Source organism: Streptomyces sp. NPDC059582 (assembly GCF_042735715.1).
Lineage (GTDB): Bacteria > Actinomycetota > Actinomycetes > Streptomycetales > Streptomycetaceae > Streptomyces.
Map to the genome: position 1 here is coordinate 13994 of NZ_JBHWCC010000010.1, position 18444 is coordinate 32437.

An 18444-nucleotide genomic window follows, 5' to 3' on the forward strand; every position below is an offset into this window, starting at 1 on the left:
CGTGAGCGAGTCGAGAACGATCAGGTCCGGGCACTATTTAAAGCAGGGGCGCTACGCGCGTAGAGCGGCCCCTTTCCCAAGGAGAGTGCGCCATCGACGCGTCCAGCAGCCCTCCGCTCACCGCTCCGTCGACAGTCGCGGTCGAGCTGGCGGGGATCACCAAGCGATTTCCCGGTGTCGTCGCCAACCACGACATCCACCTGACTGTCCGAAAAGGCACCGTCCACGCCCTCGTCGGCGAGAACGGCGCCGGCAAGTCGACGCTGATGAAGATCCTCTACGGCATGCAGAAGCCGGACGAGGGCACCATCGCGGTCGACGGCGAGCAGGTCAGCTTCGGCAGCCCCGCCGACGCCATCGTCCGTGGCATCGGCATGGTCCACCAGCACTTCATGCTGGCCGACAACCTGACCGTGCTGGAGAACGTGGTGCTGGGCAGCGAGAAGCTGTACGGCATCGGCGGCACCGCCCGTAAGAAGATCAAGGAGATCTCCGACCGGTACGGACTGGGCGTACGCCCGGACGCCCTGGTCGAGGACCTCGGCGTCGCCGAGCGCCAGCGCGTCGAGATCCTCAAGGTCCTCTACCGCGGCGCCACGACCCTCATCCTCGACGAGCCGACCGCCGTGCTGGTGCCGCAGGAGGTCGACGCGCTCTTCGACAACCTGCGCGAACTCAAGTCCGAGGGCCTCTCGGTCATCTTCATCTCGCACAAGCTGGGCGAGGTGCTGTCGGTCGCCGACGAGATCACGGTCATCCGGCGCGGCACGACCGTGGGCACGGCCGTCCCCGCCGAGACCACCCCCCGTCAGCTCGCCGAGATGATGGTCGGCAGCGAGCTGCCCACGCCGGAGACGGCGGAGTCCACCGTGACGGACAAGTCGGTGGTCGAGGTCAGGAACCTCACCGTCTACGCCAGCGGCGGCGCCTCCCTCGGCGAGGTCGGCGAGCCCACCGGCGAAGGACTCACCGAGTTCGCGGGCGGCGGAGACGCCAAGCGCGTCCTCGACGACGTCAGCTTCACCATCCACGCCGGTGAGGTCATGGGCATCGCCGGTGTCGAGGGCAACGGCCAGACCGAGCTGATCGACGCCCTGATCGGGTTGAAGAACGCCCACTCCGGCTCCGTCCACTTCCTGGGCGAGGACATCACCTCCTGGGCCACCCGCAAGCGCCGCGAGCGCGGCGTCGGCTACATCCCCGAGGACCGCCACCGCCAGGGCCTGCTCCTGGAGGCCCCCCTCTGGGAGAACCGCATCCTCGGCCACGTCACCGAGAAGCCCAACGCCAAGGGCTTCTGGCTGGACCCCAAGGGCGCCCAGGCCGACACCCGCCGGATCGTCGAGGAGTACGACGTCCGCACCCCCGGTATCGACGTCACCGCGGCCTCCCTCTCCGGCGGCAACCAGCAGAAGCTGATCGTCGGCCGCGAGATGAGCCACCACCCGAAGTTCCTGATCGCCGCCCACCCCACCCGCGGTGTGGACGTCGGCGCGCAGGCGCAGATCTGGGACCGCATCCGCGAGGCCCGCCGCGAGGGCCTGGCCGTGCTCCTGATCTCCGCCGACCTGGACGAGCTGATCGGTCTGTCGGACACCCTGCGGGTGATCTACGACGGCAGGCTGGTCGCCGACGCCGATCCGGCGACCGTCACCCCCGAGGAACTCGGCACGGCCATGACCGGCGCCGCCTCCGGGCACTTGGAGCACGTCGAGGAAGAGACCGCCCCGGAGGACGAGGCCCGATGAAGAAGTTCGACAAGGAGCGCGTGCTCCTCGCGGTGGCCGGCCCGGTCATCGCGCTCGTCGCGGCGATCCTGCTGACCTCGGTCGTGCTGGTCGCCTCCGGCGACAACCCGCTCGAGCCGTACCGGCTGATGATCGAACAGGCCGGCTTCTCCGATGTCCAGGTACTGATCATCAACCAGGCTTCGCTGTACTACATCGCAGCCCTCGCGGTCGCTCTCGGCTTCCGGATGAACCTGTTCAACATCGGCGTCGACGGTCAGTACCGCCTCGCCGCGATGATGACCGCCGTGGTCGGCGCGCACATCGCGCTGCCGTCCTTCCTCCAGATCCCGGTGCTGCTGCTCGTCGGCGTGCTCACCGGCGCCTTCTGGGCCGGCATCGCGGGTGTCCTGAAGGTCACCCGGGGCGTCAGCGAGGTCGTCGCGACGATCATGCTCAACGCCATCGCCACCAGCCTCATCGGCTACCTGACCCTCACCGACGTGTGGGGCGTCCAGGTCGGCAACAACAGCACGACCGGTGTGATGAAGGAGTCCGGCTGGGTTCCCGGCATCGACCTGGGCTCGGACGTCGGCGAGATCTACGGCTTGGTCTTCCTCGCGATCGCCCTGGGCATCGCTTACTGGGTGGTCCTCAACCGCACCCGCTTCGGCTTCGACCTGCGCGCCACGGGCGAGTCGGAGACGGCCGCCGCCGCATCCGGCGTCAACGCCAAGAAGATGGTCCTGACCGCGATGCTGATCTCCGGCGGAGTCGCGGGCCTGTCCGGCCTGCCGCTGCTGCTCGGCGACGCGCACACCTACAGTCTGACCTTCCCGGCGGGCCTCGGCTTCACGGCCATCGGCATCGCGCTGCTCGGCCGCAACAACCCCGGCGGCATCGCCCTCGCCGCGCTGCTGTGGGCCTTCCTCGACAAGGCCTCTCCGGCTCTCGACTACGCGACTCCGGTGGCGTACGAGAAGGAGATCGCCACGATCATGCAGGGCCTGATCGTCTTCGCGGTCGTCATCTCGTACGAGGCCGTACGCCAGTGGGGTCTGCGCCGCCAGCAGAAGCAGGTCGGTGCGGAGCTCGCCGCGGCCGCCGCCCAGAACACCAAGAAGGAGGTGGCGGCCTGATGTCCACTGCGACCATCGCCAAGAAGCCGCAGGCGAAGCCCCGCAAGGGCGGCCGCCGAATGTCGCTCCCCGTGCTCCTGCTGGTCATCGCGGGCGTGCTGATCCTGACCTCGGTCGTCCGGCTGATCACCGGCGCGGACGGCATCACCTCCACCGGCCAGATGTCCACCGCGCTGCGCCTGGCCGTGCCGATCGGCCTGGCCGGTCTCGGCGGTCTGTGGGCCGAGCGCGCGGGCGTCGTCAACATCGGCCTCGAAGGCATGATGATCCTCGGCACCTGGTTCGGCGCCTGGGCCGGTTACCAGTGGGGCCCGTGGGTCGGTGTCGCCTTCGGCATCATCGGCGGCGCGCTCGGCGCCGTCCTGCACGCCATCGCCACCGTGACCTTCAACGTCAACCACATCGTCTCCGGTGTGGCCATCAACATCCTGGCGCTGGGCACCACCCGCTATCTGTCGAAGTTCACCTTCGAGGACGCCCCGCAGGGCTCCGCCAAGCAGTCCCCGCCGATCGACTCGCTGGGTACCTTCGACATCCCCGGTCTGTCCGGTGCGCTGGACACGCTCAACCAGAAGCACTGGTTCCTGGTCTCGGACCTCGCCGGCCTGGTCGGCGGTCTGATCACCGATCTGTCGCCGCTCACGGTGATCGCCGTCGCCCTCGTACCGCTCAGCTGGTGGCTGCTGTGGCGCACCGCCTTCGGTCTGCGGCTGCGCTCCTGTGGTGAGAACCCGGTGGCGGCCGAGTCCCTCGGCGTCAACGTCTACAAGTACAAGTACCTCGCCGTGATCATCTCCGGCGGCTTCGCCGGTCTCGGCGGCGCCTTCCTGTCGATCGTCGCCTCCAACGTCTACCTGGACGGCCAGACGGCCGGCCGCGGTTACATCGGTCTCGCCTCGATGATCTTCGGCAACTGGATGCCGGGCGGCCTCGCCCTCGGCGCGGGCCTGTTCGGCTACACCGACAGCCTCAACCTGCGCGGCGGCACGACCAACGTCCACGCGCTGATCCTGCTGCTGGCGATCCTGCTGGTGTTCGGCGCGGCCTACCTGGCGTGGCAGAAGAAGCACCGCTCCGCCCTGATCACGCTCGTCATCTCGGCCGCGATGTTCCTCTGGTACGCCACCACGAACGAGGTCCCGCGCCAGGTCGTGACGGCGACCCCGTACATCGTCACCCTGCTGGTGCTCTCGCTGTCCGCCCAGCGCCTTCGGATGCCGAAGGCGGACGGTCTGCCGTACCGCAGGGGACAGGGCAAGTGACCCCGGCCGTCACCGTCGACTGGGACGGACTGCGCGCGCTGGCCCGCGAGGCCATGTCCCACGCATACGCCCCCTACTCGGGTTTCCCGGTCGGGGTCGCCGCCCTGGTCGACGACGGCCGTACGGTCTCCGGCTGCAACGTCGAGAACGCCTCGTACGGGCTCGGGCTGTGCGCCGAGTGCGGTCTGGTCTCGGAGTTGCAGCGCACCGGGGGCGGCCGGCTGACGCACTTCACGTGTGTGGACGGCAACGGCGACATCCTCGTCCCGTGCGGACGCTGCCGGCAGCTGCTGTACGAGTTCGGCGGACCGGACCTCCTCCTGGAGACCCCGGCGGGGATCCTGCCGCTGGCGGAGATGCTGCCGCAGGCCTTCGGCCCGGATCACCTCACCAAGTAACTCCCGTGCGGCCCCTCTGACTCGCGCAGAGGGGCCGCGCGCTTCGCCATACCCCGGAAGGAAAGCCATGGCCATGGACGCCATCTCCGTCATCCGTACCAAGCGGGACCGCGGTGAGCTCGGCGACGAGCAGATCGACTGGGTCATCGACGCGTACACACGTGGCGAGGTCGCCGACTACCAGATGGCGGCCCTCAACATGGCGATCCTGCTCAACGGCATGAACCGCCGTGAGATCGCCCGCTGGACCGCGGCGATGATCGCCTCGGGCGAGCGCATGGAGTTCTCCGCCCTCTCCCGTCCGACCGCCGACAAGCACTCCACGGGCGGCGTCGGCGACAAGATCACCCTGCCGCTGGCCCCGCTGGTGGCGGCCTGCGGCGCCGCCGTACCGCAGCTGTCGGGCCGCGGCCTCGGCCACACCGGCGGCACGCTGGACAAGCTGGAGTCGATCCCCGGCTGGCGGGCGCTGCTGTCCAACGAGGAGATGCTGCACGTCCTCGACACCACCGGCGCGGTGATCTGCGCGGCCGGTGACGGCCTGGCCCCCGCCGACAAGAAGCTGTACGCGCTGCGCGATGTCACCGGCACGGTCGAGGCGATCCCGCTGATCGCCTCCTCGATCATGTCGAAGAAGATCGCCGAGGGCACCGGCTCCCTGGTGCTGGACGTGAAAGTCGGCACGGGCGCCTTCATGAAGACGATCGAGGACGCGCGGGAACTGGCCGCCACGATGGTGGGCCTGGGCACGGACCACGGGGTGAAGACGGTCGCGCTGCTGACGGACATGTCGACCCCGCTCGGTCTGACCGCAGGCAACGCGCTCGAGGTCCGCGAGTCGGTCGAGGTCCTGGCGGGCGGTGGCCCGGCGGACGTCGTGGAGCTGACGCTGGCCCTCGCCCGCGAGATGCTCGACGCGGCGGGCGTGAAGGACGCCGACCCGGCGAAGGCGCTGGCGGACGGCTCCGCGATGGACGTCTGGCGCCGCATGATCGCCGCGCAGGGCGGCGACCCGGACGCCCCGCTGCCCACGTCGAAGGAACAGCACGTCGTCAAGGCCGCGGCCTCGGGCGTCCTGACCCGACTCGACGCCTACGACATCGGCGTCGCCGCCTGGCGGCTGGGCGCCGGGCGTGCCCGCAAGGAGGACCCGGTGCAGGCGGGCGCGGGCGTCGAGCTGCACGCCAAGCCGGGCGACACGGTCACCGAGGGCCAGCCGTTGCTGACGCTGCACACCGACACCCCCGAGCGCTTCGAGTACGCCCTCCAGGCGCTCGACGGTTCGTGCGACGTCGCCCCGGCCGGCACGGCGTTCACGCCGTCCCCGGTCGTGCTGGAACGTATTTCCTGACCTGCGGTTTCCTCATTCGGGCGAACGGGATCGGTGGACCTCCACCGGTCCCGTTCGGCATTCTGTGATCGGTGACGCACCGATAGGGGAACGCCATGGGCGCACACACCGTCGGCCAGGACCCCGAGCAGAGCTGGGACGACCTCGTCCTCGACACCGGCGAGTTGCCCGTCGACCGACCGTCCCGGTCAGCCCAGCACCGCCGCGATCACCACCAGTACCGGTACCGCCGCCATCGTCGACAGCAGGATCGAGTCCCGGGCCAGGCGTTCGCCCACGCCGTAGCTGGAGGCGTAGGTGAAGAGGTTCTGGGCGGCGGGGAGGGCCGAGGTCACCACCACGTCGAGCAACTGCGCTCCGTGCAGACCGAAGACGCCCGCCGCCAGGGCCCAGGCCGCGGCCGGCTGGCCCACCGACTTCAGCGTCACCGACAGCAGCACCGGGAACCGGTCCGGGCCCCGGCCCGGCATCGTGCTGCCGCACAGGGAGATGCCGAAGGCGAGCAGGACCGCCGGCACCGACATGTTGCCGATCAGGGTCAGCGGGTCCAGGACCGGGTCGGGGATGCGCAGCCCGCTCGCCGAGACGACGACCCCGGCGAGCGAGGCGACCGCGATCGGGTTGCGCAGCGGTGTGAGCAGCCGTCGCCACAGCGGCCCCTTCGCGTCCTCGCCCGACAGGTCCAGGATCGTCAGCGCGACGGGCGTGACACCGATGAGCTGGAACAGCAGCACCGGCGCCACCAGGGAGGCGTCACCCAGGACGTACACGGCGATCGGGATGCCGAGGTTGCCGGAGTTGACGTAACTGGAGCACAGCGCGCCGATCGTCGTCCGGCCCACACCCCAGCGCCGTACGACCCCCACCGCGACGAAGACACCGGCCGCCGCCGCCGTGCTCATCGCCGTGACCAGCAGCCGGCTGGAGAAGACCACCGACAGGTCGGCCTGCGCGAGCATGGTGAACAGCAGGGCGGGGGAGGCCACATGGAAGGCCAGCTTGGTCAGCACCTCGCGGCCGTGCTCCCCGAGATGACCGCCCCGCCCGAGCACATAGCCGACGGCGATGACGACCGCGATGACCGCGAAGCCGCTCAACACCCCCTGCACAGCGCCTCCTCAGCGGCCGATTCGGCAGGGAACGGCAGGGCGGGTGGGGTCGGTGGGGCGGGTGGCGCGGACGCGGGCGATCTGTGAGGCATACAGGTAACCCTCCGGGGGCGGCCCCGGCCAGGTCAATGTGATCCTCACGGCCCCGCGGCACGGGTACGCCGGGCCGCCCGCGATGAGTTACGGCCCGCTGCCCGGTCTACCGCACGTGGACGCCATGACACCCGCCGTGCTCGTGCTGTCGGGCCCCGTCACCCGGGACGAGGTGACGGGGCTCTGCGACGGTGTGCGGGTGCTGCTGGAGAGCACCGGGAGCGGGGTCGTCGTCTGCGATGTCCGGGGGCTCGGGCCGCCGGGCCTCGGGGCCGTGGATCTGCTGGCCCGGCTGGAGCTGGCGGCCCGCCGGGCCGGGGGCCGCATCCGGCTGCGTGCCCCCGATGCCGCGCTACGCGCTCTCCTCCACCTGGTCGGTCTCCGCTTCGAGGTGGAGGGGCAGCCCGAACATCGGGAACCACCGCTGCGTGTCGAGGAAGAAGTGGAACCCGGTGAGCCGGCCGTCTGAGATCTCCAGGACCTGGATCGCCCACGGGGTGAAGCCGCCCGCCTCCGGGTCCGGCTTGTACTGGGCGAAGCCCGGCAGGCCGTTCACCTCGACCGGCAGCAGCCGCGAACCCGCGCAGGCCGCGCCCAATGTCGTCATGAAGCCCGTGATGTCGTCGTGGCCGGTCAGCCACAGGTCGAACGGCGGCATCGTCATGATGGCGTCCTCGTGCAGCAACGCCGTCAGTGCCGTCATGTCGTAGCCCTCGAACGCCGCCATATAGCGCTCCAGGAGCTTCTGCTGCTCCTCGTCCAGCGGGTCGGAGACCGCCGCGTCCGCACCGGACTCGTCCCGCTCGGCGAGGGTCGCGCGGGCCCGCTGAAGCGCGCTGTTGACCGACGCGACCGAGGTGTCGAGCAGCTCCGCGACCTCGCTCGCCTTCCAGGCCAGCACCTCCCGCAGGATCAGCACCGCCCGCTGCTTGGGCGGCAGTTGCTGAAGGGTCGCCATGAAGGCGAGTCGCACCGACTCCTTGGCCACCGCGGCCTCCGCGGGGTCCTGGACCGTCGGCAGCACCCGGGCGTCCGGCACCGGCTCCAGCCAGGTGTGGTCCGGGCGCGGCGAGAGAGCGGCGCGCGCGAGCGGGGTCGCCTCGGTCAGGTCCATCGGGCGGGCCCGCTTGTTGCCGGCCGTCAGCATGTCCAGACACACGTTCGTCGCGATGCGGTAGAGCCAGGAGCGGAGGCTGGAGCGCCCCTCGAACTTCTCGTAGCTGCGCCAGGCGCGGACCATCGTGTCCTGCACCGCGTCCTCGGCCTCGAAGGAGGAGCCGAGCATGCGGTAGCAGTAGCCGGTCAGCTCGACCCGGTGTTTCTCCAGCCTGATGTCGAGGTCGTCCACCGTCGCCGTACCGTCACTCATGGTCCACCCACCCCTGTGGCCGTTCTGTCGCGCGCCTGTGCGCCCCAGCACTCCGGAAGCTACCGCACCCCACTGACAAAGGCCCCGAGAGTGCGTAAAAGCCCAGGTCAGACCAGTTGCTTCACGGACATGATCAGATGCCGGTGCGATCCGTCCGCGACCCCGCGCCGACTCCGCCGAGCAGCGCCCGCTGTCCCGCCCCGAGCCGTTCCATCCGCGGTCCGGGCGCCTCGAACGAGGTCAGCGCGTCCAGCAGATACGCCGGGCCGAAGGCCACCGTGACCTCCGCGACGCCGCTCAGCGCGGCCGGCAGCCGCTGCGCCGCCACATCGTCCCCGTACCCGGCCCGCACCAGCACCGACTCGTCGCCCGCCGAGAAGTCCAAGCGCACCGGACTGTTCGCCTCCGCGACGACCGACACCCGGCGCACCGCCTTCGCCGGCGCCGCGCGGTCGACCTCGGTGACGGCGGCCCCCGTCACGTCGAACGGCGAACCGTACTTCGGCAGCCGACCCTCCAGCAGTCGCACGGCGGTCCGCATGTCCCCGCCCTCGAACCCGACCAGGCCGACGCCCACCCCGTCCAGCCCGATGCGCACGTCACCGCAGCGGGCCGGCGACCGCGCCACGTCCAGCAGCCGGCGCGCGGGCAGCAGTGCCTCCACCGTGGCGTCGGCGGCCGCCGGCCTCCGGCTTCCACTCCGGCTCCCGTACCGCGTACCGGTAGCGGTCCGAGGCGGCCGGCGTCGTCGTCGGGCCCTCCAGGCGCAGTCGTACGCCCGTCAGGACCGGCAGGGTGTCGTCGCGTCCGGCCGCCGGCGCGACCTGGTCGACGGCGGTCGCGAACGCGGCGGCGTCCACCGTCCCGTACGGCGGGGGCTGCACCGGCAGGGTCGGATACTCCGCGAGGGGGAGCGTCGACAGCCCGAACCGGGTGCCGCCCGCCTCCACGGTGAACCGTGACCCCTCCAGCGCGCAGGTGACCGGTCCCTCCGGCAGCACCCGGCAGATGTCCAACAGCCGCCGGCCGAGGACGAGCACCTCGCCGTCCACCGGCGTCTCCGCCTCCGCCCCGATGCGCGCGGCCGCCTCGAAGTCGAACCCCGACACGGTCGGCCGCCCGGCCGCGGCCTCCAGCAGCGGGCCGCCCAGCACCGGTACGGGGGTGCGGCCGGGCAGCGCCCGCGCCGCCAGTCGGACGGCCTCGGCGAGGATCCCGCGCTCTGTTCGGAACTCCATGTGACGAACCCCCTGCTCGGCATGGTCGACGTGTCCGCGGACGCTGTCCGGGGGCACTGACAACCGGTGCTGAGCAGGGGGTGAGGGGCAGCGGTACGGGCGATGGGGAGTGAGGGACGTGCGGTCCGGCCGGCTTTCGGGACGGGCGGTGGCTTCGGGGGCGGGCCGCCGCCCCGAACCCCCGCTTCGGCGCGTACGGACCCGACTTCAGCCGCCGGCCCGGCCGAGGTCGCTCCGGCCCGCCCGGCCGAAGTGCTCGCTCAGACTGCCGCCACGCGCCTCTCGACCCGTGCCGCCCGGGACCCGAACACCGTGATCGTCACGACGCCGAGCACCGCCAGCACGCCGACGCCCACGGTTCCCGCCCAGCCGCCGGAGTGGAAGGCGATCGCGCCGACCGTGCTGCCGGCGCTGGAGCCGATGTAGTACGCGGACTGGTAGAGCGCCGAGGCCTGGGCGCGGCCGGTGGTGGCCGTCTTGCTGACCGCGGAGGACGCCACCGCGTGGCCGGCGAAGAAGCCCGCGGTGATCAGGATCAGGCCGAGCAGCACCAGCGGGAGGGAGTCGGCCAGGGAGAGCAGCAGGCCCGTCGCCGTCGTGCCGCCGGCCAGGTACAGGGCGCCGCGCCGGCCCAGGCGGCCGACCAGCCGGCCGGCCGTGGACGCCGACACCGTGCCGACCAGGTAGACCAGGAAGATCGAGCCGACGAGGCCCTGAGGGAGCGAGAAGGGGGCCTCCGTGAGGCGGTAGCCGATGACCGTGTACACCCCGCCGAACACCGTCATGAACAGCGCGCCGATCGCGTACAGACGGCGCAGCAGCGGGTCGGCGAGGTGGTCGCGGACCGTGCGCAGGAGGACCCGGGGCCGCAGCGAGCCCGCCTGGAAGTGCCGCGGGGCGGGGAGCAGCAGCCTGAAGGCCACCGCGCATCCGACCGCGAGCACCCCGATCGCGCCGACGGCCACCCGCCAGCCCCACTCCTGCGCGACCCACCCGGTGATCACCCGGCCGCTCATCCCGCCGACGCTGTTGCCCGCCACGAACAGGCCGATCGCGGTGATCAGGGCCCTGGGGCGGACCTCCTCCGCCAGATACGCCGTCGCCGACGCCGGCAGCCCGGCCAGCGCCGCACCCTGAAGTCCGCGCAGCACCACCAGCCACCCCAGCGACGGGGCGAAGGGGACCAGCATCCCGATCGTCACCGCGACCGCCAGCGACCAGGTCATCACCGTACGGCGGCCGAACCGCTCCGAGAGCGCGCTCATCGGCAGCACGAACAGCGCGAGTCCGCCGGTCGCCGCCGCCACCGTCCAGCTCGCCTGGCTCGCCGTCACGGAGAACTCGCCGGAGATCAAGGGCAGCAGGGCCTGGGTGGAGTAGAGGAGCGCGAAGGTGGCGACGCCCGCGAGGAACAGCGCGAAGCTCATCCGGCGGTAGCCGGGGCCGCCGGGGGTCAGGCGGGAGTCGGAGGCGGGGAGGGACGGAACGGCGTCCACGACGGTGGACGCCCCGGTACTGGCGGGAGACATACCTCGACGCTAGGCAGCCGGGTTTCATCCGTCCAATGCATGGAATCGTCATAATCGTTCCCATGGCGCATCAGTACAGGTCACAGGATCGGCTGTCACCGACCGGTGACACAAAAGACATGGACGACATCGTCACGCTGCTCGCCCCGCGGCTGGCCTATTTCGCCGGTGTGGCCCGTACCGAGCACGTCACGCGCGCGGCCCAGGAGATGCAGGTCCCGCAGTCCACCCTGTCCCGGGCCATGGTCCGCCTCGAACAGGATCTGGGGGTGGACCTCTTCGCGCGCCGCGGCCGCACGGTGTCGCTCACCCCGGCCGGCCGTACCTTCCTGGCCTCCGTCGAGCGTGCCCTCGCCGAGGTCGAGCGGGCCGCCGACGAGGTCCGCGCCGACGCCGACCCCGCCACCGGCAAGGTCGCCTTCGGGTTCCTGCACACCATGGGCGCCGAGACCGTACCAGGACTGCTGCACGCCTTCCGGGCGGATCATCCCCGCGTCCGCTTCAGCCTCGTCCAGAACTACGGCGAGGCGATGCTCGAAGGGCTCCGGGCGGGCGAACTGGACCTCTGTCTGACCTCACCCGTCCCGGACGCCCCGGACCTCGTCGCGCGCCGCCTGGACGAACAGAAGCTGCGCCTGGTCGTCCCCGCCGACCACCGGCTGGCCGCCCGCCGCCGCATCCGTCTCGCCGAGGCCGCCGACGAGGTCTTCGTGACCCTGGAATCCGGCTACGGGCTGCGCCGGATCACCGACGACCTCTGTCAGGAGGCCGGGTTCCGGCCCCGGGTCGCCTTCGAGGGCGAGGAGGCGGAGACGCTCCGGGGTCTGGTCGCGGCCGGCCTGGGAGTGGCCCTGCTGCCTCCGCCCGCCGTCGCCCGTCCGGGGGTGGTCGAGCTGACGGTCACCGCGCCGAGAGCGGTTCGTGAGATCGGTGTGGCCTGGCTGGACGGACACCCGGACACGCCCCCGGTGGCGGCCTTCAAGAGGTTCCTCCTGTCGAAACGCGGCAACCTCCTGCCGGCCTGAGGGGGAAGCGGCCCGGGCTTCCCCTCACCGGCGCAGCGACTTGCCGAACCCCACCGCCAGCGGCATCCGCAGCCCCAGCGGCGGCGGAGCCGCCAGCGCGTCCTCCACCGGCCGCGAGAACGTCCGCCCGAACAGCGCGCCCATCACGAAGTCCTCGGCCAGCGCGTTCACTTCGTCCCGGTACTGGTGCAAGGCGTGGCCGTCCGTGTGCACTTCGAACCGGCACACGTCCCGGTTGGCCTTCTTCGCCCGTGCCGCCAGCCGGAAGGACAGCTCGGGGTCGGTGCGTTCGTCGTTGGTGCCGTGCACGATCAGCACCCGGCGTCCGACGAGCTGCTTCACCGGTTCGGGTGTCGCGGCCGTGTCCTCCTCGGGCAGCCATGGTGCGATCGCGAGCACGGAGTTGACGGCCTCGTGGCCGCCCGCGTGCAGCGCGGCGCGGCCCCCCATGTCGACGCCGAGGAGGCAGACGGAGACATCGCCGTAGCGTCGTAGCGCCTCGTCGACGGCCCAGGACGCGTCCCGCGCCAGATGCGCCTCGCTGCCGTTCCAGCCGCGCCACCGGTAGTGGACGACGTGGGTGGCCAGGCCCTCGTCCCGTCCCGCGCGCGCGAGTCGGCGTCCCAACGCCCGTACAGAGGCTGCCGCGAGCATGGGTGAGGGCCTGCGGGAGGAGGTCTCCTCGCCGCCGGGGAGCAGTAGCACCACTCCGCTCACCGACGTCGGCTCAGGACCGGGCGTCCGCCCCAACCGGGCCGTGCGAACCGGTGTCGATTGCTGTGCCATGACAGAACAGTGTCAGAAGCGGTGGTGTACGCGACCCGTCGGTGGGGTCACCGTTACGTATCGGCGGTGGTGTACAACGGGAACTCTACGCGCGTAGGAGTTAAAGTGCGGAAATGACGAGCCAGACTGACCGGATCGGCACCACCCCGAGCTCGGACCAGATCCGCCGGGCGCCCAAGGTTCTGCTGCACGACCACCTCGACGGCGGTCTGCGTCCTGGGACCGTCGTCGACCTCGCCCGCGCCGCGGGCTACTCCCAACTCCCCGAGACCGACCCCGAGAAGCTCGGCATCTGGTTCCGGGAGGCCGCCGACTCCGGTTCCCTGGAGCGGTACCTGGAGACCTTCTCCCACACCGTCGGCGTCATGCAGACCCGCGACGCGCTCGTCAGGGTCGCCGCCGAGTGCGCCGAGGACCTCGCCGAGGACGGCGTCGTCTACGCCGAGGTGCGCTACGCCCCCGAGCAGCACCTCGAAGGCGGGCTGACCCTCGAAGAGGTCGTCGAGGCCGTCAACGAGGGCTTCCGGGAGGGCGAGCGGATCGCCCGGGGCAACGGCCACCGCGTCCGGGTCGGCGCCCTGCTCACCGCCATGCGGCATGCGGCCCGCTCCCTGGAGATCGCCGAACTCGCCAACCGTTACCGCGACCTGGGCGTCGTCGGGTTCGACATCGCGGGCGCCGAGGCCGGTTACCCGCCCACCCGGCACCTCGACGCGTTCGAGTACCTCAAGCGGGAGAACAACCACTTCACCATCCACGCCGGCGAGGCCTTCGGACTGCCGTCCATCTGGCAGGCCCTCCAGTGGTGCGGCGCCGACCGGCTGGGCCACGGCGTGCGCATCATCGACGACATCGAGGTCAAGGACGACGGGAGCGTCACGCTCGGGCGGCTCGCCTCCTACGTGCGCGACAAGCGCATCCCGCTGGAGCTGTGCCCCAGCTCCAACCTCCAGACCGGAGCGGCCGCCTCGTACGCCGAGCACCCGATCGGGCTGCTGCGCAGGCTGCACTTCCGCGCCACGGTCAACACGGACAACCGGCTGATGTCCCACACCAGTATGAGCCGGGAATTCGAGCACCTTGTCGAAGCGTTCGGTTATACGCTCGACGACATGCAGTGGTTCTCCGTCAATGCGATGAAATCAGCGTTCATTCCTTTCGATGAACGACTGGCCATGATCAATGACGTCATCAAGCCTGGATATGCAGAACTGAAGTCCGAATGGCTGTTCCAGCAAACCGCCTCCACCAGCGGTTCTGTGGTCTCCGAGGGCTGATCGGGGGCGCTTGGGGAGTGCGGAAAGCGGACGAGTATTCACAACTCGTCCGCATTTCCATGTTTGCGGCGGGTGGCCCGGCGTGTTTACGGTCGTGGACCGCTCATATCCCCGTCATCCCATTTTCGAGGACGCACTCACCATGAAGCAGTCTGCTGCCAAGACCCTCGGCGTCGCCGCCCTCGGTGCCGCCTTCGCCGCTGTCGGCGCGGGCGCCGCGAGCGCCGCGCCGGCCGTCCCGGACGCCTCCCAGGCCCTGGACACCGTCACGAAGACGCTGCCGGCGGAGAGCGTTGCCCAGGCGCTGCCGGGTGCCGGTGAGGCGCTGACCCAGGCGAAGCCGGCGCTCGAAGCGGGCGTGTCCGCGGCCAAGCCGGCCGCCGCGAAGATGCTCGCCGACGGCCCGGCCGCCCCGGTCGCCGGACTGCTCGGCGGTCTGCCGTTGCAGGGGCTGCCCACGCACGGCCTGCCGGTGAACGGGATCCCGCTGGGCTGAGCGCAACGCACACACCGAAGGGGCGCACCCGCGATCGGCGGGCGCGCCCCTTCGGTGTGTGGACGACGACCGCGTGGCTCAGGCGGTGTTGTCCTCGGCCGGTTCGGGTTTCGTGTAGAGGATCTCGCGGGCCTGCTCCGCGGCGCGGGCGATGCTCTCGCTGACGAAGTCGAGGAAGCGGGCGATGTTCTCGAGGCGGGCGCCGGCGGGTGTGCCGGGGCCGAGCACGCCGACGCCCTGCCGCGTGGTCTCGACGAGCTGCGCCGTGGAACGGGCACTCGCCATCATCGACTGGTACCAGACGTCGTCGTCGACGAAGTAGCGCTCACGGCGGCGTTCGTCGCGTTCCCGGCGGACGAGGCCCTGCTCCTCGAGGAAGGCGATCGCCTTGGAGATGGACGCAGGGCTGACCTGGAGGCGCTGCACGAGTTCGGCCGCGGTGATGCTGCCCGCGTCGGTGGTGTAGAGGCAGACCAGCACCCGCGCCATCATCTTGGACAGGCCCGACTGCATGAGGACGGTGGTGAACGTCTCCTCGTACTCGCGCACCACCTCCGCGTCGCGTCCGTGGGCCTGCGGAAGCGCTTCGGGCCCCCGGGGCGCGGACTGCCTGCGCCGGTGGGTGCGGTGTTCCGTGGCGCGGTGGGCGAGGTCCGCGCGGTAGGCGGTGGGACCGCCGTTGCGCATCACCTCACGCGTGATCGTCGAGGTCGGACGGTCGAGGCGTCTGGCGATCTCCGCGTAGGCGAGGCCGTCGGCCAGTCCCAGCGCGATCTGCTGACGTTCCTGCTGAGTGAGCCTGCCTCCGGGCATCGCGGCCTCCTCCGTGCTCCTTGGTGCCTCCAGTATAGCGTTCACTCTCAATTCATTGCAACGAGCGCGTGGCGGTTGTTGCATTACGTTCAGCCCCATTGCAACAAATTCCTAGCTCTGAGCTGCACTTACGATATTTCTATGCAACGAATCTGTTGCCACTCCTCTGAATGCAACGTAGCTTTTCCATCAACGGAAACGGCGGGCCGCAGGGGCCCGCGGTGCAGCAGAAGGAGAGAACGATGCAGAAGTTCGACACCCCCGCCCCGGTCTCCGTCGTCCTGGACGTCCCGGCCGGGAGTATCCGGTTCATCGCCGCCGACCGGGCCGACACCACGGTCGAGGTGCTGCCCGCGGACGCGTCCAAGAGCCGTGACGTGAAGGCGGCCGAGCAGATCACGGTCGTTCACGGCGACGGTGTGCTGCGGATCGAGGCGGCAGCGGCGACCAGCCGGCTGCTGGGCGCCAACTCGGGGTCGGTCGAGGTGACGGTGCAGCTGCCGGCCGGTTCCGGTGTCCAGGCGAAGGCGGCCAGCGCCGACTTCCGGGGCGTGGGACGGCTCGGCGAGGTCGTCTTCGAGGGCGCGCAGGGCTCGGTCAAGCTCGACGAGACGGCCGGTGCCCGGCTGAGCCTGATGGCCGGTGACGTCACCGTCGGCCGCCTCGGCGGCCCCGCCGAGATCAGCACCCAGAAGGGCGACATCAGCATCGCCGAGGCGGTGCGCGGCACGCTCACCCTGAGCACCCAGTCCGGTGACGTGTCGGTGGGCGCCGCGCAGGGTGTGTCCGCCTCGCTGGACGCCGGCACCACCTACGGCCGTATCCACAACGCGCTGAAGAACACCGACGGCGCCGGCGCCGGTCTGAGCATCCACGCCAGCACCGCCCACGGCGACATCACCGCCCGCAGCCTCTAAACCCATTCCCGAAGGAGTACTCCTCATGAGCGACCTGGCGATCGCGGCGAACGGGCTGCGCAAGTCCTACGGCGACAAGAGCGTCCTGGCCGGCATCGACCTGGCCGTCCCGGCCGGTTCGGTGTTCGCGCTGCTGGGCCCCAACGGCGCCGGCAAGACCACCGCCGTGAAGATCCTCTCCACGCTCATCACCGCCGACGGCGGCCAGGCCCACATCGCGGGCCGCGACCTGGCCGCCGACCCGCAGGCGGTACGCGCCGCGATCGGTGTCACCGGCCAGTTCTCCGCCGTCGACGGCCTGATCACCGGCGAGGAGAACATGCTCCTCATGGCCGACCTGCACCACCTGCCCAAGAGCGAGGGCCGCCGCATCGCGGGTGAACTCCTGGAGCGTTTCGACCTGGCCGAGGCGGCGAAGAAGCCCGCCTCCACCTACTCCGGCGGCATGAGACGCCGCCTGGACATCGCGATGACCCTGGTCGGCAGCCCGCGCGTCATCTTCCTCGACGAACCCACCACCGGCCTCGACCCCCGCTCCCGGCACAACATGTGGCAGATCATCCGCGAGCTGGTGTCCGACGGTGTCACCGTCTTCCTCACCACCCAGTACCTCGAGGAAGCCGACGAACTCGCCGACCGCATCGCGGTACTGAACGACGGAAAGATCGTCGCCCAGGGCAGCGCGGAGGAGTTGAAGCGGCTCATCCCCGGCGGCCACGTCCGCCTGCGCTTCACCGACCCGGCCGCCCACCAGCACGCCGCCGACACCCTGCACGACGCCGCCCGCGACGACGAGGCCCTCACCCTGCAGATCCTCAGCGACGGCAGCCAGCATCAACTGCGCACCCTCCTCAACCGGCTGGAGAGCGCAGGCATCGAAGCCGACGAACTCACCGTCCACACCCCCGACCTCGACGACGTCTTCTTCGCCCTCACCGACACCAACGTCCCCGCCCAGACCAACCAGCCGAACCAGACCAGCCCGACCAGCCAGACCAGCCAGTCGAGCCAGTCGACTCCGTCGAAGGAGACCGTCCGATGAGCAGTTCCCTCTCCCTCGCCGTGCGCGACTCGTCCACGATGCTGCGCCGCAACCTCCTGCACGCCCGCCGCTACCCCTCGCTCACCCTGAACCTGCTGCTCACGCCGATCATGCTGCTGCTGCTGTTCGTCTACATCTTCGGCGACACCATGAGCACCGGCATCGGCGGCGCCGACCGCTCCGCCTACATCGCCTACATCGTCCCCGGCATCCTGCTCATGACCATCGGCTCCACCGTCGTCGGCACCGCCGTCTCCGTCGCCACCGACATGAACGAGGGCATCATCGCCCGCTTCCGCACCATGGCCATCCACCGCGGCTCCGTCCTGTTCGGACACGTCGTCGGCAGCGTGCTCCAGTCGATCCTCAGCGTCGTCCTCGTCGGCGCCGTCGGCGTCGCCATGGGCTTCCGCTCCACCGACGCCACCGTCCTGGAATGGCTCGCCGCCCTCGCACTGCTCGCCTTCTTCGCCCTGGCCTTCACCTGGATCGCCGTCGGCATGGGCATGGGCAGCCCCAACGCCGAAGCCGCCAGCAACAGCGCGATGCCGCTGATCCTGCTCCCGCTCATCTCCAGCGCCTTCGTCCCCCTGGACACGATGCCGGGCTGGTTCCAGCCCATCGCCGAATACCAGCCCTTCACCCCCGCCATCGAAACCCTGCGCGGACTCCTCCTCGGCACCGAGATCGGCAACAACGGCTGGATCGCCCTCGCCTGGTGCCTCGCCCTCACCCTCCTCGGCCACCGCTGGTCCCAGGCGCAGTTCAACCGCGACCCCAAATAGGTGACATGAGCGCGCGGAACGCCACCCGCGAAGTCGTCCCACACGAGGGCGGCGTACCCCGACACCGTGTCGGAGTACGCCGCCCCGT

Annotated in this window: 17 protein-coding genes and 1 pseudogene; 12 read left to right on the top strand and 6 right to left on the bottom strand. The window is 70.7% G+C overall.

From position 1 onward, the window contains the following. Window positions 1–92 precede the first annotated feature (92 nt). The 5 genes from ACFV0T_RS11560 (at window position 93) to ACFV0T_RS11580 (ending at window position 5877) form a co-directional block, all read left to right on the top strand. A complete protein-coding gene (locus tag ACFV0T_RS11560; RefSeq protein WP_385777377.1) occupies window positions 93–1748 on the top strand; it encodes an ABC transporter ATP-binding protein in 1656 nt (551 codons plus the stop codon). Next, on the top strand, window positions 1745–2866 hold the full coding sequence (locus tag ACFV0T_RS11565; protein ID WP_385777041.1) for an ABC transporter permease: 1122 nt from the start codon (window positions 1745–1747) through the stop codon (window positions 2864–2866). The genes ACFV0T_RS11560 and ACFV0T_RS11565 overlap by 4 nt, the downstream gene beginning before the upstream one ends. Then, window positions 2866–4128 (top strand): ABC transporter permease, encoded by a 1263-nt coding sequence (locus tag ACFV0T_RS11570; RefSeq protein WP_385777042.1) that lies wholly within the window; start codon window positions 2866–2868, stop codon window positions 4126–4128. Before ACFV0T_RS11565 ends, ACFV0T_RS11570 begins: the two co-directional genes overlap by 1 nt. Next, entirely contained in the window at window positions 4125–4526 is a 402-nt protein-coding gene (locus ACFV0T_RS11575) for a cytidine deaminase (protein WP_385777044.1), read from the top strand. The genes ACFV0T_RS11570 and ACFV0T_RS11575 overlap by 4 nt, the downstream gene beginning before the upstream one ends. A 67-nt stretch (window positions 4527–4593) precedes the next feature. Continuing rightward, complete coding sequence (locus tag ACFV0T_RS11580) at window positions 4594–5877, top strand: thymidine phosphorylase (RefSeq protein ID WP_385777046.1); 1284 nt, start codon at window positions 4594–4596, stop codon at window positions 5875–5877. Between the two features lie 188 nt (window positions 5878–6065). Here ACFV0T_RS11580 and ACFV0T_RS11585 read toward each other — a convergent pair whose 3' ends face one another. Next, window positions 6066–6986, bottom strand: coding sequence for an AEC family transporter (locus ACFV0T_RS11585; protein WP_385777048.1), 921 nt, complete (start codon window positions 6984–6986; stop codon window positions 6066–6068). A 175-nt stretch (window positions 6987–7161) separates the two neighbouring features. On the opposite strand from ACFV0T_RS11585, the gene ACFV0T_RS11590 reads away from it, so the two are divergent. Beyond that, window positions 7162–7548: an STAS domain-containing protein gene (locus tag ACFV0T_RS11590; protein ID WP_385777379.1), complete on the top strand. Its 387-nt coding sequence runs from the start codon at window positions 7162–7164 to the stop codon at window positions 7546–7548. Here the strand turns inward: ACFV0T_RS11590 and ACFV0T_RS11595 are convergent. From ACFV0T_RS11595 to ACFV0T_RS11605, 3 genes and pseudogenes are all read right to left on the bottom strand, one after another. Continuing rightward, window positions 7432–8448 (bottom strand): sigma-70 family RNA polymerase sigma factor, encoded by a 1017-nt coding sequence (locus tag ACFV0T_RS11595; protein ID WP_385777051.1) that lies wholly within the window; start codon window positions 8446–8448, stop codon window positions 7432–7434. The genes ACFV0T_RS11590 and ACFV0T_RS11595 overlap by 117 nt on opposite strands. A 107-nt stretch (window positions 8449–8555) precedes the next feature. Beyond that, a pseudogene (dnaN, locus tag ACFV0T_RS11600) lies at window positions 8556–9686 on the bottom strand (DNA polymerase III subunit beta). Window positions 9687–9946: 260 nt separating this feature from the next. Further along, entirely contained in the window at window positions 9947–11215 is a 1269-nt protein-coding gene (locus tag ACFV0T_RS11605; protein ID WP_385777053.1) for an MFS transporter, read from the bottom strand. 62 nt (window positions 11216–11277) lie between these two features. On the opposite strand from ACFV0T_RS11605, the gene ACFV0T_RS11610 reads away from it, so the two are divergent. Next, the gene (locus tag ACFV0T_RS11610) at window positions 11278–12240 is read left to right on the top strand and encodes a LysR substrate-binding domain-containing protein (protein ID WP_385777055.1); all 963 of its coding nucleotides are present in this window, start codon (window positions 11278–11280) and stop codon (window positions 12238–12240) included. A 24-nt stretch (window positions 12241–12264) separates the two neighbouring features. On the opposite strand, the gene ACFV0T_RS11615 is transcribed toward ACFV0T_RS11610, so the two are convergent. Then, complete coding sequence (locus tag ACFV0T_RS11615) at window positions 12265–13026, bottom strand: alpha/beta hydrolase (RefSeq protein ID WP_385777057.1); 762 nt, start codon at window positions 13024–13026, stop codon at window positions 12265–12267. A gap of 113 nt (window positions 13027–13139) precedes the next feature. On the opposite strand from ACFV0T_RS11615, the gene ACFV0T_RS11620 reads away from it, so the two are divergent. Together ACFV0T_RS11620 and ACFV0T_RS11625 are read left to right on the top strand one after the other, a co-directional pair. Then, entirely contained in the window at window positions 13140–14303 is a 1164-nt protein-coding gene (locus ACFV0T_RS11620) for an adenosine deaminase (RefSeq protein WP_385777059.1), read from the top strand. Between the two features lie 142 nt (window positions 14304–14445). Beyond that, on the top strand, window positions 14446–14799 hold the full coding sequence (locus tag ACFV0T_RS11625; RefSeq protein ID WP_385777061.1) for an ATP-binding protein: 354 nt from the start codon (window positions 14446–14448) through the stop codon (window positions 14797–14799). A 78-nt stretch (window positions 14800–14877) separates the two neighbouring features. Here the strand turns inward: ACFV0T_RS11625 and ACFV0T_RS11630 are convergent, their stop codons facing one another. Then, window positions 14878–15612, bottom strand: a complete 735-nt coding sequence (locus ACFV0T_RS11630) for a helix-turn-helix domain-containing protein (RefSeq protein WP_385777063.1) — start codon at window positions 15610–15612, stop codon at window positions 14878–14880. 242 nt (window positions 15613–15854) lie between these two features. Between ACFV0T_RS11630 and ACFV0T_RS11635 the strand changes: the two genes are divergently transcribed. From ACFV0T_RS11635 to ACFV0T_RS11645, 3 genes are read left to right on the top strand one after another with little or no spacing between them, the layout of a single operon-like run. Beyond that, entirely contained in the window at window positions 15855–16529 is a 675-nt protein-coding gene (locus ACFV0T_RS11635; protein WP_385777065.1) for a DUF4097 family beta strand repeat-containing protein, read from the top strand. A gap of 25 nt (window positions 16530–16554) precedes the next feature. Continuing rightward, window positions 16555–17571, top strand: a complete 1017-nt coding sequence (locus ACFV0T_RS11640; protein ID WP_385777067.1) for an ATP-binding cassette domain-containing protein — start codon at window positions 16555–16557, stop codon at window positions 17569–17571. Continuing rightward, window positions 17568–18356: an ABC transporter permease gene (locus ACFV0T_RS11645; RefSeq protein ID WP_385777069.1), complete on the top strand. Its 789-nt coding sequence runs from the start codon at window positions 17568–17570 to the stop codon at window positions 18354–18356. Before ACFV0T_RS11640 ends, ACFV0T_RS11645 begins: the two co-directional genes overlap by 4 nt. The last annotated feature ends 88 nt before the right edge of the window (window positions 18357–18444 follow it).

Coding starts and splice junctions, on each gene's coding strand:
- ACFV0T_RS11620 (WP_385777059.1), top strand. CDS start 13,140: ATGACGAGCCAGACTGACCGGATCGGCACCACCCCGAGCTCGGACCAG.
- ACFV0T_RS11570 (WP_385777042.1), top strand. CDS start 2,866: ATGTCCACTGCGACCATCGCCAAGAAGCCGCAGGCGAAGCCCCGCAAG.
- ACFV0T_RS11645 (WP_385777069.1), top strand. CDS start 17,568: ATGAGCAGTTCCCTCTCCCTCGCCGTGCGCGACTCGTCCACGATGCTG.
- ACFV0T_RS11625 (WP_385777061.1), top strand. CDS start 14,446: ATGAAGCAGTCTGCTGCCAAGACCCTCGGCGTCGCCGCCCTCGGTGCC.
- ACFV0T_RS11590 (WP_385777379.1), top strand. CDS start 7,162: ATGAGTTACGGCCCGCTGCCCGGTCTACCGCACGTGGACGCCATGACA.
- ACFV0T_RS11635 (WP_385777065.1), top strand. CDS start 15,855: ATGCAGAAGTTCGACACCCCCGCCCCGGTCTCCGTCGTCCTGGACGTC.
- ACFV0T_RS11640 (WP_385777067.1), top strand. CDS start 16,555: ATGAGCGACCTGGCGATCGCGGCGAACGGGCTGCGCAAGTCCTACGGC.
- ACFV0T_RS11630 (WP_385777063.1), bottom strand. CDS start 15,612: ATGCCCGGAGGCAGGCTCACTCAGCAGGAACGTCAGCAGATCGCGCTG.
- ACFV0T_RS11605 (WP_385777053.1), bottom strand. CDS start 11,215: ATGTCTCCCGCCAGTACCGGGGCGTCCACCGTCGTGGACGCCGTTCCG.
- ACFV0T_RS11580 (WP_385777046.1), top strand. CDS start 4,594: ATGGCCATGGACGCCATCTCCGTCATCCGTACCAAGCGGGACCGCGGT.
- ACFV0T_RS11565 (WP_385777041.1), top strand. CDS start 1,745: ATGAAGAAGTTCGACAAGGAGCGCGTGCTCCTCGCGGTGGCCGGCCCG.
- ACFV0T_RS11595 (WP_385777051.1), bottom strand. CDS start 8,448: ATGAGTGACGGTACGGCGACGGTGGACGACCTCGACATCAGGCTGGAG.
- ACFV0T_RS11610 (WP_385777055.1), top strand. CDS start 11,278: ATGGCGCATCAGTACAGGTCACAGGATCGGCTGTCACCGACCGGTGAC.
- ACFV0T_RS11615 (WP_385777057.1), bottom strand. CDS start 13,026: ATGGCACAGCAATCGACACCGGTTCGCACGGCCCGGTTGGGGCGGACG.